We start from the raw sequence: 20,835 nt of genomic DNA on the forward strand, positions 1-20,835 counted from the left end.
CTCACCACGGAGGGTGGCGAGGTTTGGGCGGATTTTCCCTGCTTCGGCCCTCCCTCCAAGCTTCGCCATCTCGATGCTGGCCAATTCCAAAGCGTACGGGCCGCCCCGGATTGCGACAAGCCGCGAAGGGGCTGCCCGATACTGCCCGGATGACCGATCGTACACGCGTTCTAATCGGCACGTCAGGGCGGTGGTGCGGGGCCGACCCGGGCCGGTGGGCGCCGCTGCCGCGACCGGTACCGTCTAGTCGTGACCGATCTGGTGCGGGCTTCGGGCCCGGTGGTGATGGGCGTCCTCAACGTCACACCGGACTCCTTCTCCGACGGCGGACGGTACGCCGACCTGGACGCTGCCGTCGGACACGGCGTCCGTCTGCGGGACGCCGGTGCGCAGCTGGTCGACATCGGTGGCGAGTCGACCCGGCCGGGCGCCGAGCGGATCGACGCCGCGACCGAGGCCGAGCGGGTGCTGCCGGTCATCCGGGAACTGACCGCTGCCGGCGTGGCGGTCAGCGTCGACACCAGCCGCGCCCGGGTGGCGGAGGCCGCCCTGGCCGCCGGCGCGGCGGTGGTCAACGACGTCTCCGGCGGATTGGCCGACCCGGACATGGCCCGGGTGGTCCGCGACGCGCACTGCCCCTGGGTGCTGATGCACTGGCGTGGGCACTCCCGGTCGATGCGCGAGCTGGCCACCTACACCGACGTGGTGGCCGACGTCCGGGCGGAGTTGGCCCAACGGATCGACGCGGCGCTGGCCGCCGGGGTGGCCGCCGACCGCCTCATCATCGACCCCGGGCTCGGCTTCGCCAAGACGGCCGCGCACAACTGGGAACTCAGCGCCCGCCTGCCGGAGCTGCTGGATCTCGGCTACCCGCTGCTCTTCGGTGCGAGCCGCAAGTCGTACCTCGGCGGGTTGCTCGCCGCCCCGGACGGCACGCCGCGACCGACCGCCCAGCGGGAGGCGGCCACCGTGGCCACCAGCGTGCTGGCGGTCGCCGCGGGCGCCTGGGGCGTACGCGTGCACGACGTGCGGGCCACCGCCGACGCGCTCGCCGTCTGGGCCGCGACCGGCCGCCCCCGCCTGGCCGTGCCGCCGCACGACCAGAACCGAGCGCGACACGATCACGAGCAGGGGGTACGGCGATGACGACGGACCGGATCCAGCTGACCGGCCTGCGGGCGCGCGGCCGGCACGGGGTGTACGACTTCGAGCGCGTACAGGGGCAGGACTTCGTGGTCGACGCCGTCCTGGAGTTGGACCTCGGCCCGGCCGCCGCCAGCGACGATGTCACCGCCACCGTGCACTACGGCGAACTGGCCGAACGCCTTGTGGCGGTGGTGACCGGCGAGCCGGTCAACCTGATCGAGACCCTCGCCGACCGGCTCCTCGCGGTGTGTCTGGCTGACGAACGGGTCGACTCCGCGACGATCACCGTGCACAAGCCGGAGGCTCCGGTGCCGCACACCTTCACCGACGTGGCCGTCACCATGACCCGGACGCGTGCCCGGTGACCCGGGCGATCCTCTCGCTCGGCAGCAACCTGGGCGACCGCCTGGAGCACCTGCGTACGGCCGTCGCCACCCTCGGCGACGCGGTGCTCATGCTCTCCGGGGTGTACGAGACTCCACCGTGGGGCGACACCGACCAGCCCGCGTACCTCAACGCGGTGGTGCTCGCGCAGGACGGGACCGCGACCCCGCGCGACTGGCTGGAGCGGGCCCGCGACGCGGAGCGCGCGGCCGGCCGGGTCCGTGACCCGCGACGGCGGTTCGGGCCGCGCACCCTCGACGTGGACGTGATCGCGGTCTGGGGCGACGACGGCGAGCCGGTGCTCAGCGACGACCCGGAGCTGATCCTGCCGCACCCCCGGGCGCACCTGCGCGCCTTCGTGCTGCGTCCGTGGATCGACATCCAGCCGTACGGTCGGCTGCCCGGGCACGGCTGGCTGACCGACCTGCTGACCACCGGCCCCGCGGCGGACGAGGCGTTGGAACTGCGTCCCCGGCCGGAGTTGGCGTTAGAGTCGACGGCATGACCGAGCGGAACCAGCCGGCATGACGCAGGCGAAGCCCCCACCCGGCGGGTCCGGCCCGGATCGGTCCCGGATGGGCCCCACCCGGATCTCGACCCTGGTCGTGGCCGGCCTGGCTGCGGCGGCGGTGGCCTGGCTGCTGATCAGCACCCTCTACTACAGCGGCATTCCCCGGCTGCCCTGGCTGCCGGTGGTGACGCTGGCCGGGCTCGCGGTGTTGGAGGCGTACGCGGCGATCAACACCCGGGGTCGGGTCGAGCGCAAGCCGGGCCGGGATCCGGTCAACCCGCTGATGGTCGCCCGCTTCGTGGTGCTGGCCAAGGCGTCGGCGCTGGCCGCGGCGATCTTCGCGGGCTTCTACGCGGGGCTCACCGGCTGGCTCTTCGTGGAGACCACCCGCGCCGCCCTGGACGACCGACCGGCGGCTGCCGGGGGTCTGCTCGCCTCGCTGGCCCTGGTCGGCGCCGCGCTCTGGCTGGAGCGCTCCTGCCGGGTGCCGGAACGCCCGGACGACGAGCGCGAGCAGGACCCACGCGAGAGCCGCCCCGGCCAGCGCTGAGCAGGGGGGTTACGCCCGGCTGCGGGCGCGGGTACGGTGCCTCCGATCAGAGAGCAAGGTCCGCCCAGGGTTCGTCCGCGCGCCGGACCGGGGACGGCCGGCCACTGGGGAGGCGGCGTCATGGGGTACGAAGAAGCGGGCCGGGACCGGTCGGCCGAACCCTCGTCGGGGGTGCCCGCCGCCGTACTGGAGAACGTCTTCGACGACCCCACCCACGGTGAGCTCGGCCGGGATCGGATCGGCGTACACCTGTGGTGGGAGCTGCTGCTGCTGGTTGGTCTGGCGGCGGTGAGCTGGCTGCTCTGGCAGGAGGATCCGGCGGCCGTACGCGACGGCAACCTGCGTACGTTGCTGGTCAACGCGGTCGGGCTGGGGTTGCTCGCCCTGGCCGCCGGGCTGAGCCTGCGTACCGCCGCACCGAACCTGGCCGTCGGCCCGGTCGCGGTCGCGGCCGCCCTGCACTACGCCGAGCAGGGTGACCGGGGCCTGCCGGCGTCGATCGGCCCGGCTGTGGGGGTCGCCGCGGTGGGTGGGCTGGCGCTGGCGCTGGCCGTGGTGCTGCTGCACGTGCCGGGCTGGGCCGCCAGCCTGGCCGGCGTCGCCGCCGTGGTGGTGTACATCGAACGCCGTTCGGCGCCGGTGCTGGTGCAGGGCGACTACGACCCCGCCGGCAGCGCCGGGTACCTCTTCGCCGGCTTCGCCGCGGTGGCCGTCCTCGGCGGGCTGTTCGGCGCGATCCGGGCGATCCGCCGGCTCGTCGGCCGGTACCGACCGATCGCCGATCCGGCCCGTCGGCGGGGCGCGGTGGCCGCCGTGGTGACCGCCCTCGCGCTGGTCGTCTCCACGGTGCTGGCCGCTCTCGCCGGCGTGCTGCTCGCCGCCAACGACCCCGGGCCGGTGGCGCCCACCCCCGGGCTGGACTGGACGGTGCTGGCGGTCGGCGTGGCCCTGCTCGGCGGCACCAGCGCGTACGGTCGGCGGGGCGGTGTGTTCGGCACGCTGCTGGCCGTCGGCCTGGTCACCGTCTTCCAGGTGTACGCGCCGGAGCGGGGCTGGACGCTGAGCAACTGGATGGTCGGCGGGGCGGCGCTCGGCGTCGGGCTGCTGGCCACCCGGCTGGTCGAGACGTTCGGGCGGCCCCGAGCCGGCAGCCCCGACCGGCTCGAACCGGTCAGCGACGGCAGGATCAGCTCGGGCTGGACCATGCCGCAGTCGCAGTCCGTCGACAACTGGCCTCCCACGCTGCCCACCCAGCCCGCGCCGCAACCGATCGACCCGTGGCGGGATCCGCGCTGGGAGGACGGCCCGCAGCGGTGGGACACGGACGAGCGGTGAGCCGCGTCGCGTCCGCCGAGCCGGAGCTGATCTCGACCGTTAGGCTCGGCGACATGACCGACACACCTGCCGCCACCCCCGGCGGAACCTCGTTCGAGGAGCTTGACGCGCTGTCCACCGAGGAGCTGCGGGAGCGGGCGTTCGCCCGGGCCCGGGAGCGTCGGGACGTGGGGTTCTACTGGTCGGTGCTGCGCCACCTGCCGAACGCGGACGAGGCCACGGTGCTGGACGGCGCGCCGAACTCGATCGGCCCGACGATCGACGAGGCCAACGCGCTGTGGCGGGAGCTGACCGGTCACGGGTACGAGGAGTCGGCGCCGCTGCTGCGGGCCGCCTTCATCGACTACCTGATGAAGCACTGAGCCGCTCGGGGCAGCCCAGGTCCACCCGGACGACCGGTTCGGGGCCTGGGCGGATCGCGTCGCTGATGCACCGTTCCGGCCCGGTCAGCCGCTACGGCACGGCCGCCGGCACCGGCGCGCTCGCCGTGTTGCTGCTGGTCGGCATCTGCGGCAGCCCGGCGTACACCGGTTGGGCCGCCTCCCTGACCGACCCGGAGTCGGCCGGCGCCTTCTACGCGCGCCTGCTCGCCTGGCCGGCCTGGCGTCTCGACGCGGACGGGCAGCCGGGCGGGTTGTTCGCCGCCGACGTGCGGGCCGTGCTGCTGGTGGTCCTCGCGGTGGCCCTGCTCTACCTGTTGCCCGCCGCCCAGGTGGCCCGGGTGCCCGGCCCGGTCAGCCAGTTCTTCTCCGGCTGGGCCGCGTACGTGCTGGCCGGCGGGCTCGCCGCCGTGCTGGCGGCGCTGCTCGGCCCGGCACCGTCGATGCTGGGCGCCCTACAGGACGCCAGCGCCGGTGCCGGTTACGGCTTCCTCACCGGGTGGATCATCGGCATCGCCAGCCTCGGCGGTCGCGCCTGACCCGGCCCCGATCGCGCCTGACCCGGCCTCGGTCGCGCCTGACCCGGCCGATGCGGGGTCGGTCGCGGCGGTCGTCCGGACCCGACCGGGGCGGTCAGCTGGTCGGGCGGCCGAGGTCGAGGAGACGCTGTCGGCTGAGCGCGCCCACCGGCCGGCCGGCGTCGGTCACCAGGAGCCGGTCCCGGCCCGAGGTGAGCAGGACCGCCAACGCGTCGTACGCGGAGCCGTCCACCGCGACGGTGGGCAGGTCGGCGCCGGCGTCCTCGGGCACCGGCTCCAGCGCCTCCCGGTCCAGTGGGGTGACCGCCAGCCGGCGGATGCCCCGGTCGGCGCCGACGAACTCGCGTACGAACGGGGTGGCGGGCGCGCCGAGCAGCGCGGCCGGGGTGTCGTACTGCTCCAGGTGCCCGCCCGCGGAGAGCACCGCGATCCGGTCGCCGAGTCGGACCGCCTCGTCGAGGTCGTGGGTGACCAGCACGATCGTCTTGCGCACCTCGGCCTGAAGGCGCAGGAACTCCTCCTGAAGGCGGGCCCGGACGATCGGGTCGACGGCCGAGAACGGCTCGTCCATCAGCAGCACCACCGGGTCGGCGGCGAGCGCGCGGGCCACCCCGACCCGCTGCCGCTGGCCACCGGACAGCTCGTGCGGGTAGCGACCACCGAACTCGGTCGGGTCCAACCCGACCAGGTCGAGCAGCTCGTCGACCCGGGCCCGGGTCTGGCCCTTGGGCCAGCGGAGCAGACCTGGCACGGTGGCCACGTTGGCCCGGACCGTCTGGTGTGGAAAGAGGCCGACGTTCTGGATCACGTACCCGATTCGACGGCGTAGCCGCACCGGGTCGACGTCGGTGACGTCCTCGTCGCCGAGCGTGATGCGGCCGGAGGTCGGTTCGATCAGCCGGTTGATCATCCGCAGCACTGTCGACTTGCCGCAGCCGGACGGGCCGATCAGCACCACCAGCTCGCCGGCCCGGACATCCAGGCTGAGGTCCCGGACCGCCTCGGTGCCGTTCGGGTAGCGCTTCTGGATGCCCTGCAGGGAGATCGACGCCGCGCGAGGTGATTGGGCCACGTTGGCAGCCTCCGGGGTAACGTCCACGTATGTCCTTCCGCCTGAGCTACCGGGCCGACCCGGGTAACCCCTGGTTCTCCTGGCAGTACGTGCGGGACAACTCTGACACGATCCTCGCCGCGCTGCGCGAACACGCCTCCCTCACCGGGCGAGCGGTGTTGATCGCGGTGCTGATCGCCCTGCCGTTGTCCGTGCTGGCGTACTGGGTCCGTCCGCTCGCCGGTCCGATCCTCGCGGTCAGCGGGGTGGTCTACACCATCCCGTCGTTGGCGCTCTTCGCGTTCATCGCCCCCTACCTGGGCACCGGGGCGACAACGGTGCTGGTCGGGCTGGTCCTCTACGCGCTGTTGCTGATCGTGCGCAACGTGGTGGCGGGTCTCAACCAGGTGCCCCCGGAGGTTCGCGAGGCCGCCGAGGGCATGGGTTACGGCCGGTGGAGGCGTTTGTTCCGAATCGACCTGCCGCTGGCGTTGCCGGGCATCGTGACCGGCGTACGGCTGGCGACCGTCTCGACGGTGGCGCTGGTCACGGTCGGGGTGCTGGTCGGGCACGGCGGGCTCGGGCAGTTGATTTTCGCGGGCTTCCAGAACAACCTCTACAAGGCCGAGATCATGACCGCCGCGCTGCTCTGCGTGGCGCTCGCGGTCGTGCTCGATCTGCTGCTCATCCTGGTCGCCCGACTGGTGACCCCCTGGTCCACCCGGAGGGCACGGTGACCGTCGCGGCGAACCCGATCGGGCAGGCGATCACCTGGATCAACGACCCACTGAACTGGACCAACCCCGGCGGCATGCTGGACCGACTCGGCGAACACCTGACGATCTCGGCCCTGGCGGTGGCGCTCGGCTGCCTGGTGGCCTGGCCGCTCGGGCTCTGGCTGGGCCACCTCGGCCGAGGTGGCGGCCTCGTGGTGCTGATCTCCAACGCCACCCTGGCCATCCCCACCCTGGCACTGTTGACCATCCTGCCGGTGGTCTTCGCCAGCGGCTTCGGGAAGACGCCGGTCGTGGTGGCGCTGGCCGTCTTCGCCGTGCCGCCGCTGCTGGCCAACGCGTACACCGGGGTACGGCAGGTGGACCCGGAGGCGCGCGACGCGGCCCGGGGGATGGGGCTGTCCGGCGGGCAGCTGCTGCGCCGGGTGGAGTTGCCGCTCGCGGTGCCCTACCTGGCGGCCGGGTTCCGGACGGCGGCGGTCCAGGTGATCGCGACCGCGGCGTTGGCATCCTTCGTCAACGGCGGCGGCCTGGGCCAGATCATCCGGACCGGCTTCGGCATCGGTATCGCCGCCGGCGGCGGGCAGATCGTCGCCGGCGGTGTGCTGGTGGCCGGGCTCGCGCTGCTGGCCGAGGTGATCCTCGGTGGCGTCGAACGGCTGGTCACCCCCAAACCGCTGCGGCGCGGGCGGCAGCGCCTCGGCCGGCCCCGGGCCGCCGATGCCACCGGCAGCGCCTGACCTGTCCGGGTGAGCCAGCGTCGAGCTGCCGACCCAGGCCCGTCCAATCGGTGACGATGAGGTGACGAAGTCCATCTCAAGTTGTCGGTCGGGTGCGGAGGATGTTGGGTGGACATTCGCGGGCGGCCGACAGTCAGGATCGCCCGTCGGACACGCGGCCGGCCCGGGACGGGCCGCGCCGGGACACGGAAGGCGGGCACATGCGCGCACGTACACGTCTGGCGATCGGGGCCGTCAGCGCCGTCGCCGGGGCAGCGCTCCTCACCGGCTGCGGTGACGCCGGCTCGTCCGGCACCGACGCACCCGCAACGAGCGCCTCCGGCGCCGGGTGCGCCCCGGTCGCCGGCCAGCAGCTCATCGCTCTGCAGGACGACAAGAAGCTCCAGAACTCCGACAACGTCATTCCCGCGGTGAACAGCAAGGCGGCCAACCCGCAACTGATCGCCGCACTGGACAAGGTCTCCGCCGCGCTCGACACTCCCAAGCTGATCCAGCTCAACAAGGCGGTGAACGAGGACCGCAAGACCCCCAAGGTGGCGGCCGAGGAGTTCGCCAGCGCCAACAACCTCACCGCGGGCATCGCCAAGGGCCCCGGTGGCGACATCACGGTGGGTGCCGGCAACTTCGCCGAGAGCCAGATCCTGGGCGAGCTGTACCGGATCGCGCTCACCGCGGCCGGCTACCAGGTCAAGGTGCAGCAGATCGGCAACCGGGAGCTTTACGCGCCGGCTCTGGAGAAGGGCGAGATCCAGGTCGTCCCGGAGTACGCGGCGACCATGGCGGAGTTCCTCAACACCAAGGCCAACGGCCAGAACGCCCAGCCGGTCTCCTCGCCCGACATCAACACGACGGTGACCGCGCTGAAGGCCGAGGGCGACAAGGCCGGCCTCACCTTCGGCACCCCGGCCGCCGCACAGGACCAGAACGCCTTCGCGGTGACCCAGGCCTTCGCCGACAAGTACGGCGTGCGGACCCTCTCCGAGCTGGCGGCGAAGTGCTCCGGCAGCGCGACGGTGCTGGGTGGCCCGCCGGAGTGCGAGCAGCGTCCGTTCTGCAAGCCGGGCCTGGAGAAGACGTACGGGCTGTCGGTCGGCAAGTTCTCCTCCCTGGACCAGGGCGGACCGCTGACCAAGAGCGGGCTGCGCGACGGCTCGATCAGCGTGGGCCTGATCTTCTCCTCGGATGGCGCCTTCGCCACCAGTTGAGCCCCCTCCGCAGGTGCTGAGGACGCCCCCGCCCCCGACCGGGCGGGGGCGTCCGCGCATCCCGGGGACCCCGTTCCCTCCGGTGGATATCGTCGGTAGGCTGCACATCCATGCCAGCCCCGGCCACCTCTGACGCCCGGCGTCAACCAGCGTTGCTGAACGTGCTCTTCTGGGCGGGCGTCGCGCTCGCGCCGGTGGCGGCGTTGATCCTGCTGGTGGCCGACGGCAACGGCCCGCTGCGCTTCGCCGCGGTGCTCGCCATTCTCGCGGTGGTGCTGATCGGCCTCTCCATCGCGCTGCGGCCCGGCGGCGAGGGCGACTCGGCGCGGACCGACGAGCTGCTGGACGAGATCGAGGAGCTGCGTCGGGAGCTGCGCAGCGAGATCGTGGCCGCCGCGCAGCGCGGTAACCAGGCGCTCGACCAGGCGCAACGGGCCCAGGAGGGGATCGCCGCGGTGCGCCGCCGCCTCGACGCCAGCGGTGCGGCCCTCGCCGGTGCCGCCCCCGCTGTGGAGCCGGCAGGCGCCGGGCGGGCGCGCGTGGCTGCCGTCGAGCCACCGGTGGACGACGTACCGGTGGCGGCCCGTAGCCGGGTCGCGGGTGACGCGCCGGCCGGCCGCGCCCGGGTGTCGGGCCCCGACGACGCGCCCCGGTGGGGGCGCTCCGAGCACCAGGACGACGACGAGCCGGCGTACGCGCGGGAGGCGCCCCAGCCGCCGGCCACCGCCGGGGTGTACGGCGGGGAGCGGCCGGCCGCCGCCGCGTACGGCTCAGCCCGCCCCCGCGAGCACGACCGCCCGGAACCGGCGCACCGGCCGGGTGGCGTGGTCCGACACACCGAAACCGTGCACGTCACCACCCGGCACACAGTGGTGGACGGCGGCGCGGCCGAGCCGGCCGGGCGCTACGGCGGCGGGTACGCCGGTCAGTGGACCCCGCCAGCGCAGGAGTGGACCCGGGGCGGCGACGCGGACGAGCGTCCCCGCCCGGCCGGCCGGGCGAGGAGCGAGCCGGAGGAGCGCCCCAGGGCCGGGTACGGCGACGAGCCGGGCTGGACGGGTCGCCGCGACGAACCGGAGTGGACCGATCGGCGCGACGCGTACGCCCAGCCCGACGAGCCCGCCCCGACGGCCCGGTCGCACCGCACCCCGGAGCGGCCGGCAGCCGCTTCCTGGGACAGCCCGGACGATCGGGGCTGGTCGGAGCAGCGCGACCGGGCGGGCGCAGCGCCGCCGCAGCCCGGACCGCCGCTGCGCGCCGACGACACCGGCGAGTACTGGTCGCAGCTGCGGGCCGGTGACCGGTGGGCCGCCGTCCGCGACGACGAGAACGGTCGCGAGGTGCGGGTCGGTGAACGCCGGGCCGAGGTGCACGCCGACGCCACCGGCACCGAGTACCGGGTGGCCGACCGCTGGGCCGCCGTCCGCCACGAGGAGCCGCACCGGTACGAGGAAGCCGGCCGCTACGAGGACGCCGGCCGCTACGAGGACGCCGGTGGGTACGAAGAGCCGCACCGGTACGAGGACGCCGGTCGGTACGAGGACGCCGGCCGTTATGCGGAGCCGCGTCGCTACGAGGAGCGGGAGTCGTACCCCCGGGAGGAGCCGGCGCGCCGGCACGACCGCGACGGTGGCCGGCGGGCCGAGCCGGGCAGGCCCGCGCTGCCGGTGGGTGGGGTGCCGGTGCCGGACGAGTGGCGCCCACCGCGCCAACGCGGCCACCAGGTGGAACCCGTGCCGGAGCGGACCGGCCGGCGGCGGGTCGACGAGCGCTACGGCTACCCGCCCCAGGACGACGTACCGCGTGCCGGCGGCGCGCCACCCAGCGACCGCTGGCGGTGACCGGTCAGGCGACTCGGGTCACTTGTCGATGTCGCCGACCACGAAGAACATCGAGCCGAGGATCGCGATCAGATCCGGGACCAGGCAGCCGGGGAGCAGGGTGGCCAACGCCTGCACGTTCGCGTACGAGGCGGTGCGCAACTTCAACCGCCACGGCGTCTTCTCACCCCGGGACACCAGGTAGTAACCGTTGATGCCGAGCGGGTTCTCCGTCCAGGCGTACGTGTGCCCCTCCGGCGCCTTGAGCACCTTCGGTAGCCGGGTGTTGATCGGCCCGGTCAGCTGGTCCACCCGGTCGAGGCACTGCTCGGCAAGGTCCAGCGACGCGTACACCTGGTCGAGCAGCACCTCGAAACGCGCGTGGCAGTCCCCGGTGGTGCGGGTGACCACCGGCACGTCCAGCTCGTCGTACGCCAGGTAGGGGTCGTCGCGGCGCAGGTCCAGGTCGAGCCCGGAGGCGCGGGCCACCGGCCCGGAAGCGCCGAACGCGGCGGCGTCCGCGGCGGACAGCACACCCACGCCGACGGTACGGGCCAGGAAGATCTCGTTACGCCGGATCAGGTGGTCCAGGTCAGGCAGCCGGCGGCGCACCTCGCCGATGGCCGCGCGGGCCCGCCCGGTCCACCCGTACGGCACCTCCTCCTTGAGGCCACCCACCCGGTTGAACATGTAGTGGATCCGGCCGCCGGAGACCTCCTCCATCACCGCCTGGATGGTCTCCCGTTCCCGGAACGCGTAGAAGATCGGTGTGATCGCCCCGATCTCCAACGGGTACGAGCCGAGGAACATCAGGTGGTTGAGCACCCGGTTCAGCTCCGCGAGGGCCATCCGCAGCCAGGTGGCCCGCTCCGGCACCTCCATGCCCATCAGGCGTTCCACGGCGAGCACCACACCCAGCTCGTTGGAGAACGCCGAGAGCCAGTCGTGCCGGTTGGCCAGCACGATGATCTGCCGGTAGTCACGCACCTCGAAGAGCTTCTCCGCGCCCCGGTGCATGTACCCGACGATCGGTTCACAGGCGACCACCCGCTCGCCGTCGAGCACCAGCTTCAACCGCAGCACACCGTGGGTGGAGGGGTGCTGCGGGCCGATGTTCAGCACCATGTCGGTGCCGAGCGGCTGATCTCCGGTGCCGGGTACCAGGCCGGCCCCGGTGCCGACGGTCAGTTCACGAAGGGCCCCGGCGTCGGTGGTCATGCCCGTCATCGTGCCACGGCCGGCCCGAACGGGATGCCGACCGGCTGGCGCAGCCACCAGTGCCCGCCGAGCCCGGTCGGGTCGGTCAGCTCGGTCACCGCCGACGCGGCGGCCAGCGCCCGCAGGTAGCCGGCCGGGTCACTGCCGGCCAGGCTGAGCGGCGGTCGCCCGCCGTCGGCCCCGAGCGCCCGCAGCGCCTCCCGCTGCGAGACCAGGGAGTACGCGCACCGGGCGACCGCCGCGCCAGCGGAGGCGACCGAGTCCATGGCCACGTGCGCGGTGACGTCACTCGACCCGTCCGGCACCGGAGGCACCTGCCGCCCACCCCGGTACCCGGTCAACGTCCCGTCCACCGGTCGTGCCTCCCTGAGGTGCCCGTAGTCCACGGCCACCGCGAGACCTCGGCTGATCTGCCGCAGGGCGTCGGCCCATGCCTCATCTCTGCTTCGGCCGATCTCGGCTCGTTGGTAGTCGCTGCTGGGGGTTTCGGGGCAGCCCGGCCGGCTCCGGGCGGTCAGGCTTGATCCCTGCGCCGGCCGGGCTGCCCCAAAACCCGACTCGCTGCCGCTTGTCGCGCCCGTTGAGGTCACCCCCGCACTGAGCAGGGTCGTGGGCCACCAGGTGGTGAGCCAGTCGAGATCAGCCGGGCTGACCAGCTCCCCAATCGATTCGGCACCACTTTCCGGGTCGACCAGCACGTACCGCCAGCCGTCCTCCGTGTGGACGGCCACGTCCAGCGGCACGTTGTCCAACCACTCGGTGGCGATCAACAGCCCGGTGATCTCCTCGGGGATCTCGGCTGTCCAGTTGATCTCTGCGGGCAGGTTCTCAGGGCGGTCGGCGTACTCGACTGCTGTGAAGCGGATTCGCTGCGCGAGCGACGGACGGGCGGTGCCCAACGACGGCTCGTCGGGTGAGCGACGGACGGCGGCCGTGGGAGTCAGGGTTTCCGGGGAGCCCGACCACGGAGGGATCAAGCCTGACCGCCCGGAGTGGGCGGGCTCCCCGGAAACCCCCACCGCAAGCCCGACGGCACCCCCGGAAACCCCCACCGCGCCCGCGATGGACAGCAGCAGTTCTCCTCGACCCGCGCCCACGTCGACCACGTCGAGACGCGACGGGTGGTCGAGGGCGGCGTCCACCTGTTCGAGAAGGCGCAGCAGTGCGCTGGCGAACGCAGGGGACGCGTGCACGCTGGTGCGGAAGTGGTCGGCCGGCCCGGTGTCGGCGACGAAGAAGCCGCCCGGCCCGTAGAGGGCTCGGCTCATCGCGTCCCGCCAGGCGATCGACATCAGGTCACTCCGAGGTCAAGGTGCGCTGCGCTCACCCGCGGTAGCTGGTTCGATGCCGGAGGGGTGCGCGGTGATCAGGTGATGAAAAGTAGGTCAGAAACGACCCGGACGCCTATTTTTCATCACCTGATCAAGATGGTGGCGGGAACGCGATGGTGGGCGGCGCTTCTGCGGCGGTCGGGACGGTGGCGGAGGGCACTTCCGGGGGCGGTGAAGGTTTTCACACATGCTTGTCCGGGTTCGGTGGGCCGGGCGCATACTTGCGATCGACCGGTACCCCTTCTCGAGGACTGGATCGTCGTCATGAGCGCACCGTCGCGCCCGCGTCCGGCCGCCCCGCACGGGCCCGCCGTTCTCGGTGCCTCCGCCACTCCCGCCACCTCCCGTCTGCTCACCGTCGGTGTCGTTGGCGCCGGCCGGGTCGGCGCCGTGCTGGGCGCCGCGCTCGCCGCCGCCGGGCACCGGGTGGTCGCCGTCTCCGGCGGCTCCGGAGCCAGCCGTGCCCGCCTCGCCCTGCTGCTGCCCGAGGTGCCCCGCCGCCCGGTCGCAGCGGTGGCCCACGCCGCCGCCGACCTGCTGCTGATCGCGGTGCCGGACGATCGGCTGGCCGGTGTGGTGGCCGACCTCGCCGAGCGGGGCGCGCTGCATCCGGGTCAGATCGTCGCGCACACCTCGGGAGCGCACGGCCTGGCCGTGCTGGGGCCGGCCGTCGCGGCGGGCGCCCGGCCGCTCGCCCTGCACCCGGCGATGACCTTCACCGGTACGCCGGACGACCTGGCTCGGCTGGACGGCATCTCGTACGGGGTGACCGCACCGGCGGAGTTGCGCCCGCTGGCGTCCCGGCTGGTCGCCGACCTCGGTGGCGTGCCCGAGTGGGTGGCCGAGTCGGACCGCCCGCTCTACCACGCCGCGCTGGCCCACGGCGCGAACCACCTGGTCACCCTGGTCAACGAGGCGACCGACCGGTTGCGGGACGCCGGGGTGTCCCGGCCGGAGAAGGTGCTCGCCCCGCTGCTGCGGGCCGCCCTGGAGAACGCGCTGCGGCTCGGCGACGACGCGTTGACCGGCCCGGTCTCCCGGGGCGACGCGGGCACCGTGCAGCGGCACCTGGCCCGGTTGGCGGCCACCGCACCGGAGTCCGTCCCCGCCTACCTGGCGCTGGCCCGTCGTACCGCCGACCGGGCGATCGCCGCCGGCCGGCTGCGGCCGGTGGACGCACAGTCGCTGCTCGGTGTGCTGGCCGACAGCGGTCGGGAGGTGGCGGCATGACCGAGCTTGTCCACACGCGCGCCGAGTTGGCGCACGCCCGGGCCGGGCTGAAGGGCACGGTCGGGGTGGTGATGACCATGGGCGCGCTGCACTCCGGGCACGAGACGCTGCTGCGTGCGGCCCGGGAACAGGCCGACCACGTGCTGGTGACGATCTTCGTGAACCCGCTGCAGTTCGGGCCGAACGAGGACTTCGACCGCTACCCGCGCACCCTCGACGCCGACCTGGAGGTGTGCCGGCGGGCGGGCGCCGAGCTGGTCTTCGCCCCGTCGGTGGCGGACATGTACCCGGACGGGCAGCCGCGGGTCCGCCTCGATCCGGGTCCGCTCGGCGCCGAGCTGGAGGGGGCGAGCCGCCCCGGCTTCTTCCACGGCGTGCTCACCGTGGTGCTGAAGTTGCTCCAGCTCACCCAGCCCGACCTGGCGTTCTTCGGCGAGAAGGACTACCAGCAGCTCACCCTGGTCCGGCGGATGGTCCGTGACCTGGACGTGCCGGTCGAGGTGGTCGGCGTGCCGACCGTCCGGGAGCCGGACGGGTTGGCGCTGTCCAGCCGCAACCGCTACCTGAGCGAACCGGAACGGGCCGCCGCGCTGAGCCTGTCCGCCGCGCTGCAGGCCGGTGCGCGGGCCGCCGACGACGGCCTGGACGCGGGGGCGGTGCTGACCGCCGCGCACGCCGCGTTCGGCGCCGGTACGCCCGGCGCCCGCCTCGACTACCTGGTGCTCACCGATCCCGAGTTGGAGCCGGGGCCGGTGTCCGGCCCGGCCCGGCTGGTGATCGCCGCCTGGGTGGGCGCCACCCGGTTGATCGACAACGCGGCGATCCACCTCGCCCCACGTCCCTGATCCGGCCGCGCCGCCACTCCACCAATCCCGCGAAAGGCCACCCCGATGTTGCGGACCATGCTCAAGTCGAAGATCCACCGAGCCACGGTGACCCAGGCCGACCTGCACTACGTCGGTTCGGTGACGGTGGACGAGGACCTGCTCGACGCCGCCGACCTGCTCCCCGGCGAGCAGGTGGCGATCGTGGACATCACCAATGGCGCCCGGCTGGAGACGTACGTGATCCCGGGCCAGCGGGGCAGCGGCGTGATCGGCATCAACGGCGCCGCCGCGCACCTGGTGCACCCCGGTGACCTGGTCATTCTGATCTCGTACGGGCAGATGGACGACGCCGAGGCCCGGTCCTACCGGCCACGGGTCGTGCACGTCGACGCCGACAACCGGGTGATCGAGCTGGGTGCCGATCCGGCTGCTGCGGCGCCCGGGACGGCCGGGAACCCGGTGCCCAGCCCGCTGGCCGTGTCCGGAGTCTGATCCCCCGTACCACGATTCCGGTCTGTCACCAGAAGGTCATTTCCGGTTACCCTGGGCACGCTGGCGGAAGCCGGTCGGTGGCTGGGGGAGGCCGCGATGAGCCGTGCCATGACGACCCTGTTCGCCGCTGCCGTGACGGCAGTGCTGCTGGTGGGCTGCGCCGGGTCCGGCGGCTTGGACGGTGATCTGACCGACGACTGGGCGGCGTTGCCGGCCCCGTCTGCGTTCACCCCGGCCGCCGGTGTGTGTCACGCCGCCGACTTCACCGATCTGGTCAGCCTGGCCGGCTATGAGCCGGTGGACTGCGCCGGGCCGCACCGACTGGAGACCGTGCACGTGGGGGTGTTCCCGGTCGAGCGGACGACCGCTCCGGCGGGTGGTTCGGCGGAGTTGCGGGGCGCGTTCGCCGAGTGTGACACCCGTGCGGCGGGCTACCTGGGTGACGACTGGCGGTCCGGCCGGCTTCGGCTGTCCGTGGCGCTGCCCAACGGGCCGGGCTGGGCGGCGGGTTCCCGGTGGTTCCGCTGCGACCTCACCGAGCTGACCACGGTCGAGGCGGCGGCCACGGTGGTGGTCCGGTCGGGCAGTCTGCGGGACGCGTTGAAGGTGCCTACCGGGCTGCGCCTCGGTTGCCAGCAGACCCGCGGCGGCGCCGGCCGGGGTGTGCAGACGCTGACCCCGGTGGAGTGCGGCAAACAGCACGACGCCGAGTTCGTCGGGGTGTGGCGGGCACCGGATCGCCCGTACCCCACCCGGGACGCCGACTGGTTGCCGCTATACACGGGTTGTCGCAGTGTCCTCGCCCGGTACACGGGGGTCCCGGATGACACCAGGCTGCGTTTCCGCAGCGGGGTGGTGGTCCGACCGCCGGGGGCGGGGCGGTGGAAGGTCGGTGATCGAGGCGTCCGCTGCTATTTGTGGCTCAGTGACCGTACGGTGACCGCCTCGCTGAAGGGCGCGGGCCCGGCGGGTCTGCCGGTCCGGACGAAGTGACCACGGCCTGACGGTCGGCGCGGCACGGCGGGCGCCGGACGGGGTCGCCCAGAACACTCGTCCCGCCCCCGCCGCCCCGGGCGAGGATGGTTCGGGTTGACTGGGGGGATGGACCTCCCGACCGTCGACCTGCCTGCCCTGCCCGCGCTGCTGGCCGCGCCCGCGCCCGGCTGGGTGGAGACCACCGACGTGATCGTGGTGGGTTCCGGCGTGGCCGGGTTGACCGCGGCGCTGCACCTGCGAGAGGCGGGTCTGCACGTCACCGTCGTTACCAAGGTCAACATTGACGACGGCTCGACCCGGTGGGCGCAGGGCGGCATCGCCGCCGTGCTCGACCCGGCCGACACCCCGGCGGCGCACGCGCGGGACACCGAGGTCGCCGGCGTCGGGCTGTGCGACCCGGCGGCGGTCCGGGTGCTGGTCGAGGAGGGTCCGACCCGGCTGCGTGAGCTGATCCGGATCGGCGCCGAGTTCGATCGTCACCCGGACGGCTCGCTGATGCTGACCCGCGAGGGCGGCCACCGGGCGGACCGGATCGTGCATGCCGGCGGGGACGCCACCGGCGCGGAGGTGCAGCGGGCCCTGCACGCCGCGGTGCAGCGCGACCCGTGGATCCGGCTGGTCGAGCACGCCCTCGTGTTGGATCTGCTGCGGGCGCCCGGCGACGGCCCGGACGGGCTCGGGCCGGCCTGCGGGATCACCCTGCACGTGTTGGGCGAGGGCAGCGAGGACGGCGTCGGCGCGCTGCTGGCCCGTGCGGTGGTGCTCGCCACCGGCGGGATGGGGCAGGTCTTCTCGGCCACCACCAACCCGGCGGTCTCCACCGGGGACGGGGTGGCGCTGGCGCTGCGGGCCGGCGCGGCGGTGACCGACGTGGAGTTCGTCCAGTTCCACCCGACCGCGCTGATCACCCCGTCCGGCGCCGGGGTGCCCGGGGCGGGGCACGCGCAGCAGCCGCTGGTCTCGGAGGCGTTGCGCGGCGAGGGCGCGTACCTGGTGGATGGGGACGGCAAGAGGTTCATGGTGGGCCAGCACGAGTTGGCCGAGCTGGCCCCTCGGGACGTGGTGGCCAAGGGCATCCACCGGGTGCTGCTGGCCAGCGGCGCGGACCACGTCTTCCTCGACGCACGGCACCTGGGCGGCGATTTCCTGGCCGGTCGGTTCCCCACCATCGTGGCGTCCTGCCTGGCGATCGGCGTGGACCCGGCGACCGACCTGATCCCGGTGGCGCCGGCCGCCCACTACGCCTCCGGCGGAGTCCGTACCGACCTGCGCGGCCGTACCTCCATCCCCGGCCTGTACGCCTGCGGCGAGGTGGCCTGCACGGGCGTGCACGGCGCGAACCGGCTGGCCAGCAACTCGCTGCTGGAGGGCCTGGTCTTCTCCCGACGGATCGCCGAGGACATCGCGGCCGGCCTGCCCGAGCAGGCCCAACCGGCGGAGACCGGCGCCTGGCGTGGCGGTACGGGTTGGGTGCTGCCCGCGGCGGTGACGCCGACCCTGCAACGGGCGATGACCCGGGGGGCCGGGGTGCTCCGATCCGCGGCGACGCTGGCCGACACGGCCGGGGCGTTGACCGAGTTGGGCGTTGCCCGGGGCCGGCCGCGGACCGCCGACTGGGAGGCGACGAATCTGCTCACCGTGGCGTCGACGCTGGTCGCCGCCGCGTACGCCCGGGCCGAGACCCGGGGCTGCCACTGGCGGGAGGACTTCCCGACGGCCGACGAGCGGTGGCTGGGCCATCTGGTCGGAGCGGTCGGGGCGCAGGGCCGGGTGACGCAGCATTGGGAAGGAAGGTCACAGTGAGCGCGAGGAGTGAGCCGGTTTTGCGAGCCCCGCAGTCGCGAACGGAGATGGCATTGACGGAGTCGACCGAGGCGGCGTTGCGGACGGCTGGGCTGGATCCGGCGCAGGTGCGGCAGGTGATCGAGGGCGCGCTGGTCGAGGATCTGGGCCCGGACTTCCTGGACGTCACAAGCGTGGCCACCATTCCGGCGGAGCAGACCGACACCGCCGACCTGGTGGCCCGCGCGGACGGGGTGTTGGCCGGGATGGCGGTGGCCGCCGCCGTGTTCGAGCTGGTGGGCGAGGTGACGGGCTTCGGTCGTACCGTCGAGGTGTCGGTGCTGGCCCGCGACGGCGAGCGGGTGGCCCGCGGCGACGTGCTGGCGACGGTGACCGGCCCGACCCGGCTGCTGCTGACGGCCGAGCGGACGGCGCTCAATCTGCTCTGCCGGATGTCCGGGGTGGCCACCCACACGCGTGCCTGGGCGGACGCCCTGGCCGGCTCGAAGGCGATGGTGCTGGACACCCGCAAGACGACGCCGGGCCTGCGGACCCTGGAGAAGTACGCGGTGCGCGCCGGCGGTGGCACCAACAAGCGGATGGGCCTCTACGACGTGGCCATGATCAAGGACAACCACAAGCTGGCGGCCGGGGGTATCACGGCTGCCTACCGGCGGGTCCGGGAGGCGTTCCCGGAGGTGCCGGTGCAGGTGGAGGTGACCACGGTCGGCGAGGCGGTGGAGGCGGTGGAGGCCGGCGCGGACTTCCTGCTCTGCGACAACATGACGCCGGAGGTGCTGGCCGAGGCGGTGGCCGCGGTGGGTGACCGGGCGGAGCTGGAGGCGACCGGCGGGCTGACCCTGGAGGTCGCCGGCCGGTACGCGGCCACCGGCGTGGACTTCCTCTCGGTGGGCGCGTTGACGCACTCGTCGCCGATCCTGGACATCGCGCTGGACCTGCGCACCAACTAGTTGTCTAGGCTGCGTGCGTGCTGCTCTGCATCGACATCGGAAACACCAACACCGTGCTGGCGACCTTCGACGGCGACAAGCTGGTGCACTCCTGGCGGATCAAGACCGATGCCCGCTCGACGGCGGATGAGCTGGGCCTGATGTTCCGGGGCCTGCTCGCCGGGGACAACGTCGAGATCACCGGGGTGGCCGCCTGCTCCACGGTGCCGGCCGCGCTGCGGTCGCTGCGCACCATGCTCGGCCGCTACTACGCCGACCTGCCGAGCGTCGTGGTCGAGCCGGGAGTGCGGACCGGGGTGCAGTTGGCGATCGACAACCCGAAGGAGGTCGGCGCGGACCGGGTGGTGAACACCCTGGCCGCGTACACCCTCTACGGCGGCCCGTCGATCGTGGTGGACTTCGGCACCACCACCAACTTCGACGTGATCAGCGAGCGCGGTGAGTTCCTCGGTGGCGCGTTCGCCCCGGGCATCGAGATCTCCTTCGACGCGTTGGCCGCCCGGGCCGCGCAGCTGCGCAAGGTCGAGGCCACCATGCCCCGCTCGGTGATTGGCAAGAACACCGTGGAGTGTCTCCAGGCCGGCCTGTACTTCGGCTTCGCCGGGCAGGTGGACCGGATCGTCGAGCGGATGACCGAGGAGCTGGGCGAGGTGCGGGCGGTGATCGCCACCGGCGGCCTCGCCTCGCTGGTGATGAACGAGTGTCGCAGCATCACCCACCACGAGCCGATGATCACGCTGATCGGCCTGCGGATGGTCTACGAGCGCAACCGGTGAGCCCGCTGGGTCAGCGCCGCCGGGCGCGCAGCACCAGCGTCCGGTACGGCAGCTCGATGGTGTCCCGGCCGACCAGGGCGGGGTGGGTGTCCAGGAGTTCGGCCAGCTCCCGCTCCACCCGCCGCTGATCCTCGGTGGAGGCGGTGAGCCAGTACGAGCGGGTGCGGACCATGCCGAGCAACTGGTCCGGCGTGAGCGTGGTGCGGTGGGTGAACTCACGCTGCTCGATGGCGTCGAACTCGGGGCCGAAGTCTGCGTACTCCCCGATGACCGTCCTGGGCGACTTGTCTCCGAGGTGGGCGATACGGCCCAGCTCGGCGACCCAGTCGACGCTGTCGTCCCGGATGTTCCAGATGGGGGCGAAGGTGCCGCCGGGGCGGAGCACCCTTGCCATCTCGGTGTGCGCGGGCTCCCGGTCGAACCAGTGGTACGCCGTCCCGACCAGCACCGCGTCCGCCGCAGAGTCGGGCAGGGGCACCGCCTCGGCGCTGCCCGCCAGCGCCGTCGTGCCCGGGGTGCTGACGGCCAGCTGCGCCCGCATTCCCGGATCGGGCTCCACCGGTACGACCTGGTGGCCCAGGGCCAGCACAGCGCGGGTCAGGATGCCGGTGCCCGCCGCCAGATCGACCACCCGGGCCTCGCTCAGCCCGTCGAGTGCCCAACGGACCGCAGCGTCGGGATAACGTGGTCGGAACCGGTCGTAATCACTCGCAGCGGCACCGAACGACAGGGCATGAGTGTGATCGACCATGACGGGCAGGTTATCCCGTAACAGCCTCCGGACCGCTTGAGTACGCTCGGCCCTGACCCCCTGTAT

General features: G+C 73.3%; 22 protein-coding genes. 18 read left to right on the plus strand and 4 right to left on the minus strand.

The features are described from left to right. The first annotated feature begins 249 nt into the window (after positions 1–249). The 7 genes from folP to ABZU52_RS01330 all read left to right on the plus strand — a co-directional run bounded on the left by folP (position 250) and on the right by ABZU52_RS01330 (position 4,845). Positions 250–1,146 (plus strand): dihydropteroate synthase, encoded by an 897-nt coding sequence (gene folP, locus ABZU52_RS01300; protein ID WP_354969102.1) that lies wholly within the window; start codon positions 250–252, stop codon positions 1,144–1,146. Then, positions 1,143–1,511 carry a dihydroneopterin aldolase gene (folB, locus tag ABZU52_RS01305; protein ID WP_354969103.1) on the plus strand — a complete coding sequence of 123 codons (369 nt, stop codon included), beginning with the start codon at positions 1,143–1,145 and terminating at the stop codon, positions 1,509–1,511. The genes folP and folB overlap by 4 nt, the downstream gene beginning before the upstream one ends. Then, the gene (folK, locus tag ABZU52_RS01310) at positions 1,508–2,035 is read left to right on the plus strand and encodes a 2-amino-4-hydroxy-6-hydroxymethyldihydropteridine diphosphokinase (RefSeq protein WP_354969104.1); all 528 of its coding nucleotides are present in this window, start codon (positions 1,508–1,510) and stop codon (positions 2,033–2,035) included. Before folB ends, folK begins: the two co-directional genes overlap by 4 nt. Positions 2,036–2,054: 19 nt before the next feature. Further along, entirely contained in the window at positions 2,055–2,591 is a 537-nt protein-coding gene (locus ABZU52_RS01315) for a DUF3180 domain-containing protein (protein ID WP_354969105.1), read from the plus strand. Positions 2,592–2,711: 120 nt separating this feature from the next. Next, entirely contained in the window at positions 2,712–3,926 is a 1,215-nt protein-coding gene (locus tag ABZU52_RS01320; RefSeq protein ID WP_354969106.1) for an ABC transporter permease, read from the plus strand. A gap of 53 nt (positions 3,927–3,979) precedes the next feature. Further along, on the plus strand, positions 3,980–4,288 hold the full coding sequence (locus ABZU52_RS01325) for a hypothetical protein (RefSeq protein WP_279515403.1): 309 nt from the start codon (positions 3,980–3,982) through the stop codon (positions 4,286–4,288). Positions 4,289–4,353: 65 nt separating this feature from the next. After that, on the plus strand, positions 4,354–4,845 hold the full coding sequence (locus ABZU52_RS01330; RefSeq protein WP_354969107.1) for a hypothetical protein: 492 nt from the start codon (positions 4,354–4,356) through the stop codon (positions 4,843–4,845). A 94-nt stretch (positions 4,846–4,939) separates the two neighbouring features. On the opposite strand, the gene ABZU52_RS01335 is transcribed toward ABZU52_RS01330, so the two are convergent. Next, positions 4,940–5,917, minus strand: a complete 978-nt coding sequence (locus ABZU52_RS01335) for an ABC transporter ATP-binding protein (protein ID WP_354969231.1) — start codon at positions 5,915–5,917, stop codon at positions 4,940–4,942. Between the two features lie 29 nt (positions 5,918–5,946). On the opposite strand from ABZU52_RS01335, the gene ABZU52_RS01340 reads away from it, so the two are divergent. From ABZU52_RS01340 to ABZU52_RS01355, 4 genes are all read left to right on the plus strand, one after another. Further along, positions 5,947–6,633 (plus strand): ABC transporter permease, encoded by a 687-nt coding sequence (locus ABZU52_RS01340; protein WP_354969108.1) that lies wholly within the window; start codon positions 5,947–5,949, stop codon positions 6,631–6,633. Further along, positions 6,630–7,370 (plus strand): ABC transporter permease, encoded by a 741-nt coding sequence (locus ABZU52_RS01345; RefSeq protein WP_354969109.1) that lies wholly within the window; start codon positions 6,630–6,632, stop codon positions 7,368–7,370. The genes ABZU52_RS01340 and ABZU52_RS01345 overlap by 4 nt, the downstream gene beginning before the upstream one ends. A 200-nt stretch (positions 7,371–7,570) precedes the next feature. Continuing rightward, positions 7,571–8,575, plus strand: a complete 1,005-nt coding sequence (locus tag ABZU52_RS01350) for a glycine betaine ABC transporter substrate-binding protein (RefSeq protein WP_354969110.1) — start codon at positions 7,571–7,573, stop codon at positions 8,573–8,575. Positions 8,576–8,685: 110 nt separating this feature from the next. After that, entirely contained in the window at positions 8,686–10,416 is a 1,731-nt protein-coding gene (locus ABZU52_RS01355; protein WP_354969111.1) for a hypothetical protein, read from the plus strand. 18 nt (positions 10,417–10,434) lie between these two features. Here the strand turns inward: ABZU52_RS01355 and ABZU52_RS01360 are convergent, their stop codons facing one another. Together ABZU52_RS01360 and ABZU52_RS01365 are read right to left on the minus strand one after the other, a co-directional pair. Further along, positions 10,435–11,622, minus strand: a complete 1,188-nt coding sequence (locus tag ABZU52_RS01360) for an NADH-quinone oxidoreductase subunit D (RefSeq protein ID WP_354969112.1) — start codon at positions 11,620–11,622, stop codon at positions 10,435–10,437. Beyond that, the gene (locus tag ABZU52_RS01365) at positions 11,619–12,905 is read right to left on the minus strand and encodes an SAM-dependent methyltransferase (RefSeq protein ID WP_354969113.1); all 1,287 of its coding nucleotides are present in this window, start codon (positions 12,903–12,905) and stop codon (positions 11,619–11,621) included. The genes ABZU52_RS01360 and ABZU52_RS01365 overlap by 4 nt, the downstream gene beginning before the upstream one ends. A gap of 303 nt (positions 12,906–13,208) precedes the next feature. Here ABZU52_RS01365 and ABZU52_RS01370 point away from each other — a divergent pair, with 303 nt between their 5' ends. The 7 genes from ABZU52_RS01370 (at position 13,209) to ABZU52_RS01400 (ending at position 20,018) form a co-directional block, all read left to right on the plus strand. After that, a complete protein-coding gene (locus ABZU52_RS01370; protein ID WP_354969114.1) occupies positions 13,209–14,174 on the plus strand; it encodes a Rossmann-like and DUF2520 domain-containing protein in 966 nt (321 codons plus the stop codon). Next, the gene (panC, locus tag ABZU52_RS01375) at positions 14,171–15,019 is read left to right on the plus strand and encodes a pantoate--beta-alanine ligase (protein ID WP_354969115.1); all 849 of its coding nucleotides are present in this window, start codon (positions 14,171–14,173) and stop codon (positions 15,017–15,019) included. Before ABZU52_RS01370 ends, panC begins: the two co-directional genes overlap by 4 nt. 45 nt (positions 15,020–15,064) lie before the next feature. Next, positions 15,065–15,493 carry an aspartate 1-decarboxylase gene (gene panD / locus ABZU52_RS01380; protein ID WP_354969116.1) on the plus strand — a complete coding sequence of 143 codons (429 nt, stop codon included), beginning with the start codon at positions 15,065–15,067 and terminating at the stop codon, positions 15,491–15,493. Positions 15,494–15,589: 96 nt separating this feature from the next. Continuing rightward, a complete protein-coding gene (locus ABZU52_RS01385; protein WP_354969117.1) occupies positions 15,590–16,486 on the plus strand; it encodes a septum formation family protein in 897 nt (298 codons plus the stop codon). Between the two features lie 108 nt (positions 16,487–16,594). Then, complete coding sequence (locus ABZU52_RS01390; RefSeq protein ID WP_354969118.1) at positions 16,595–18,292, plus strand: L-aspartate oxidase; 1,698 nt, start codon at positions 16,595–16,597, stop codon at positions 18,290–18,292. 53 nt (positions 18,293–18,345) lie between these two features. Beyond that, a complete protein-coding gene (gene nadC / locus ABZU52_RS01395; RefSeq protein ID WP_354969119.1) occupies positions 18,346–19,242 on the plus strand; it encodes a carboxylating nicotinate-nucleotide diphosphorylase in 897 nt (298 codons plus the stop codon). A 17-nt stretch (positions 19,243–19,259) separates the two neighbouring features. Continuing rightward, positions 19,260–20,018, plus strand: a complete 759-nt coding sequence (locus tag ABZU52_RS01400) for a type III pantothenate kinase (RefSeq protein ID WP_354969120.1) — start codon at positions 19,260–19,262, stop codon at positions 20,016–20,018. Positions 20,019–20,028: 10 nt separating this feature from the next. Here the strand turns inward: ABZU52_RS01400 and ABZU52_RS01405 are convergent, their stop codons facing one another. Continuing rightward, on the minus strand, positions 20,029–20,769 hold the full coding sequence (locus tag ABZU52_RS01405) for a class I SAM-dependent methyltransferase (protein WP_354969121.1): 741 nt from the start codon (positions 20,767–20,769) through the stop codon (positions 20,029–20,031). Positions 20,770–20,835: the final 66 nt, after the last annotated feature.

Source organism: Micromonospora sp. NPDC005220 (assembly GCF_040607895.1).
GTDB lineage: Bacteria > Actinomycetota > Actinomycetes > Mycobacteriales > Micromonosporaceae > Micromonospora.

Coding starts and splice junctions, on each gene's coding strand:
- ABZU52_RS01330 (WP_354969107.1), top strand. CDS start 4,354: ATGCACCGTTCCGGCCCGGTCAGCCGCTACGGCACGGCCGCCGGCACC.
- ABZU52_RS01365 (WP_354969113.1), bottom strand. CDS start 12,905: ATGTCGATCGCCTGGCGGGACGCGATGAGCCGAGCCCTCTACGGGCCG.
- ABZU52_RS01325 (WP_279515403.1), top strand. CDS start 3,980: ATGACCGACACACCTGCCGCCACCCCCGGCGGAACCTCGTTCGAGGAG.
- panC (WP_354969115.1), top strand. CDS start 14,171: ATGACCGAGCTTGTCCACACGCGCGCCGAGTTGGCGCACGCCCGGGCC.
- ABZU52_RS01315 (WP_354969105.1), top strand. CDS start 2,055: ATGACGCAGGCGAAGCCCCCACCCGGCGGGTCCGGCCCGGATCGGTCC.
- ABZU52_RS01350 (WP_354969110.1), top strand. CDS start 7,571: ATGCGCGCACGTACACGTCTGGCGATCGGGGCCGTCAGCGCCGTCGCC.
- ABZU52_RS01360 (WP_354969112.1), bottom strand. CDS start 11,622: ATGACGGGCATGACCACCGACGCCGGGGCCCTTCGTGAACTGACCGTC.
- panD (WP_354969116.1), top strand. CDS start 15,065: ATGTTGCGGACCATGCTCAAGTCGAAGATCCACCGAGCCACGGTGACC.
- ABZU52_RS01385 (WP_354969117.1), top strand. CDS start 15,590: ATGAGCCGTGCCATGACGACCCTGTTCGCCGCTGCCGTGACGGCAGTG.
- ABZU52_RS01340 (WP_354969108.1), top strand. CDS start 5,947: ATGTCCTTCCGCCTGAGCTACCGGGCCGACCCGGGTAACCCCTGGTTC.
- ABZU52_RS01405 (WP_354969121.1), bottom strand. CDS start 20,769: ATGGTCGATCACACTCATGCCCTGTCGTTCGGTGCCGCTGCGAGTGAT.
- ABZU52_RS01370 (WP_354969114.1), top strand. CDS start 13,209: ATGAGCGCACCGTCGCGCCCGCGTCCGGCCGCCCCGCACGGGCCCGCC.
- ABZU52_RS01355 (WP_354969111.1), top strand. CDS start 8,686: ATGCCAGCCCCGGCCACCTCTGACGCCCGGCGTCAACCAGCGTTGCTG.
- ABZU52_RS01390 (WP_354969118.1), top strand. CDS start 16,595: ATGGACCTCCCGACCGTCGACCTGCCTGCCCTGCCCGCGCTGCTGGCC.
- ABZU52_RS01320 (WP_354969106.1), top strand. CDS start 2,712: ATGGGGTACGAAGAAGCGGGCCGGGACCGGTCGGCCGAACCCTCGTCG.
- folB (WP_354969103.1), top strand. CDS start 1,143: ATGACGACGGACCGGATCCAGCTGACCGGCCTGCGGGCGCGCGGCCGG.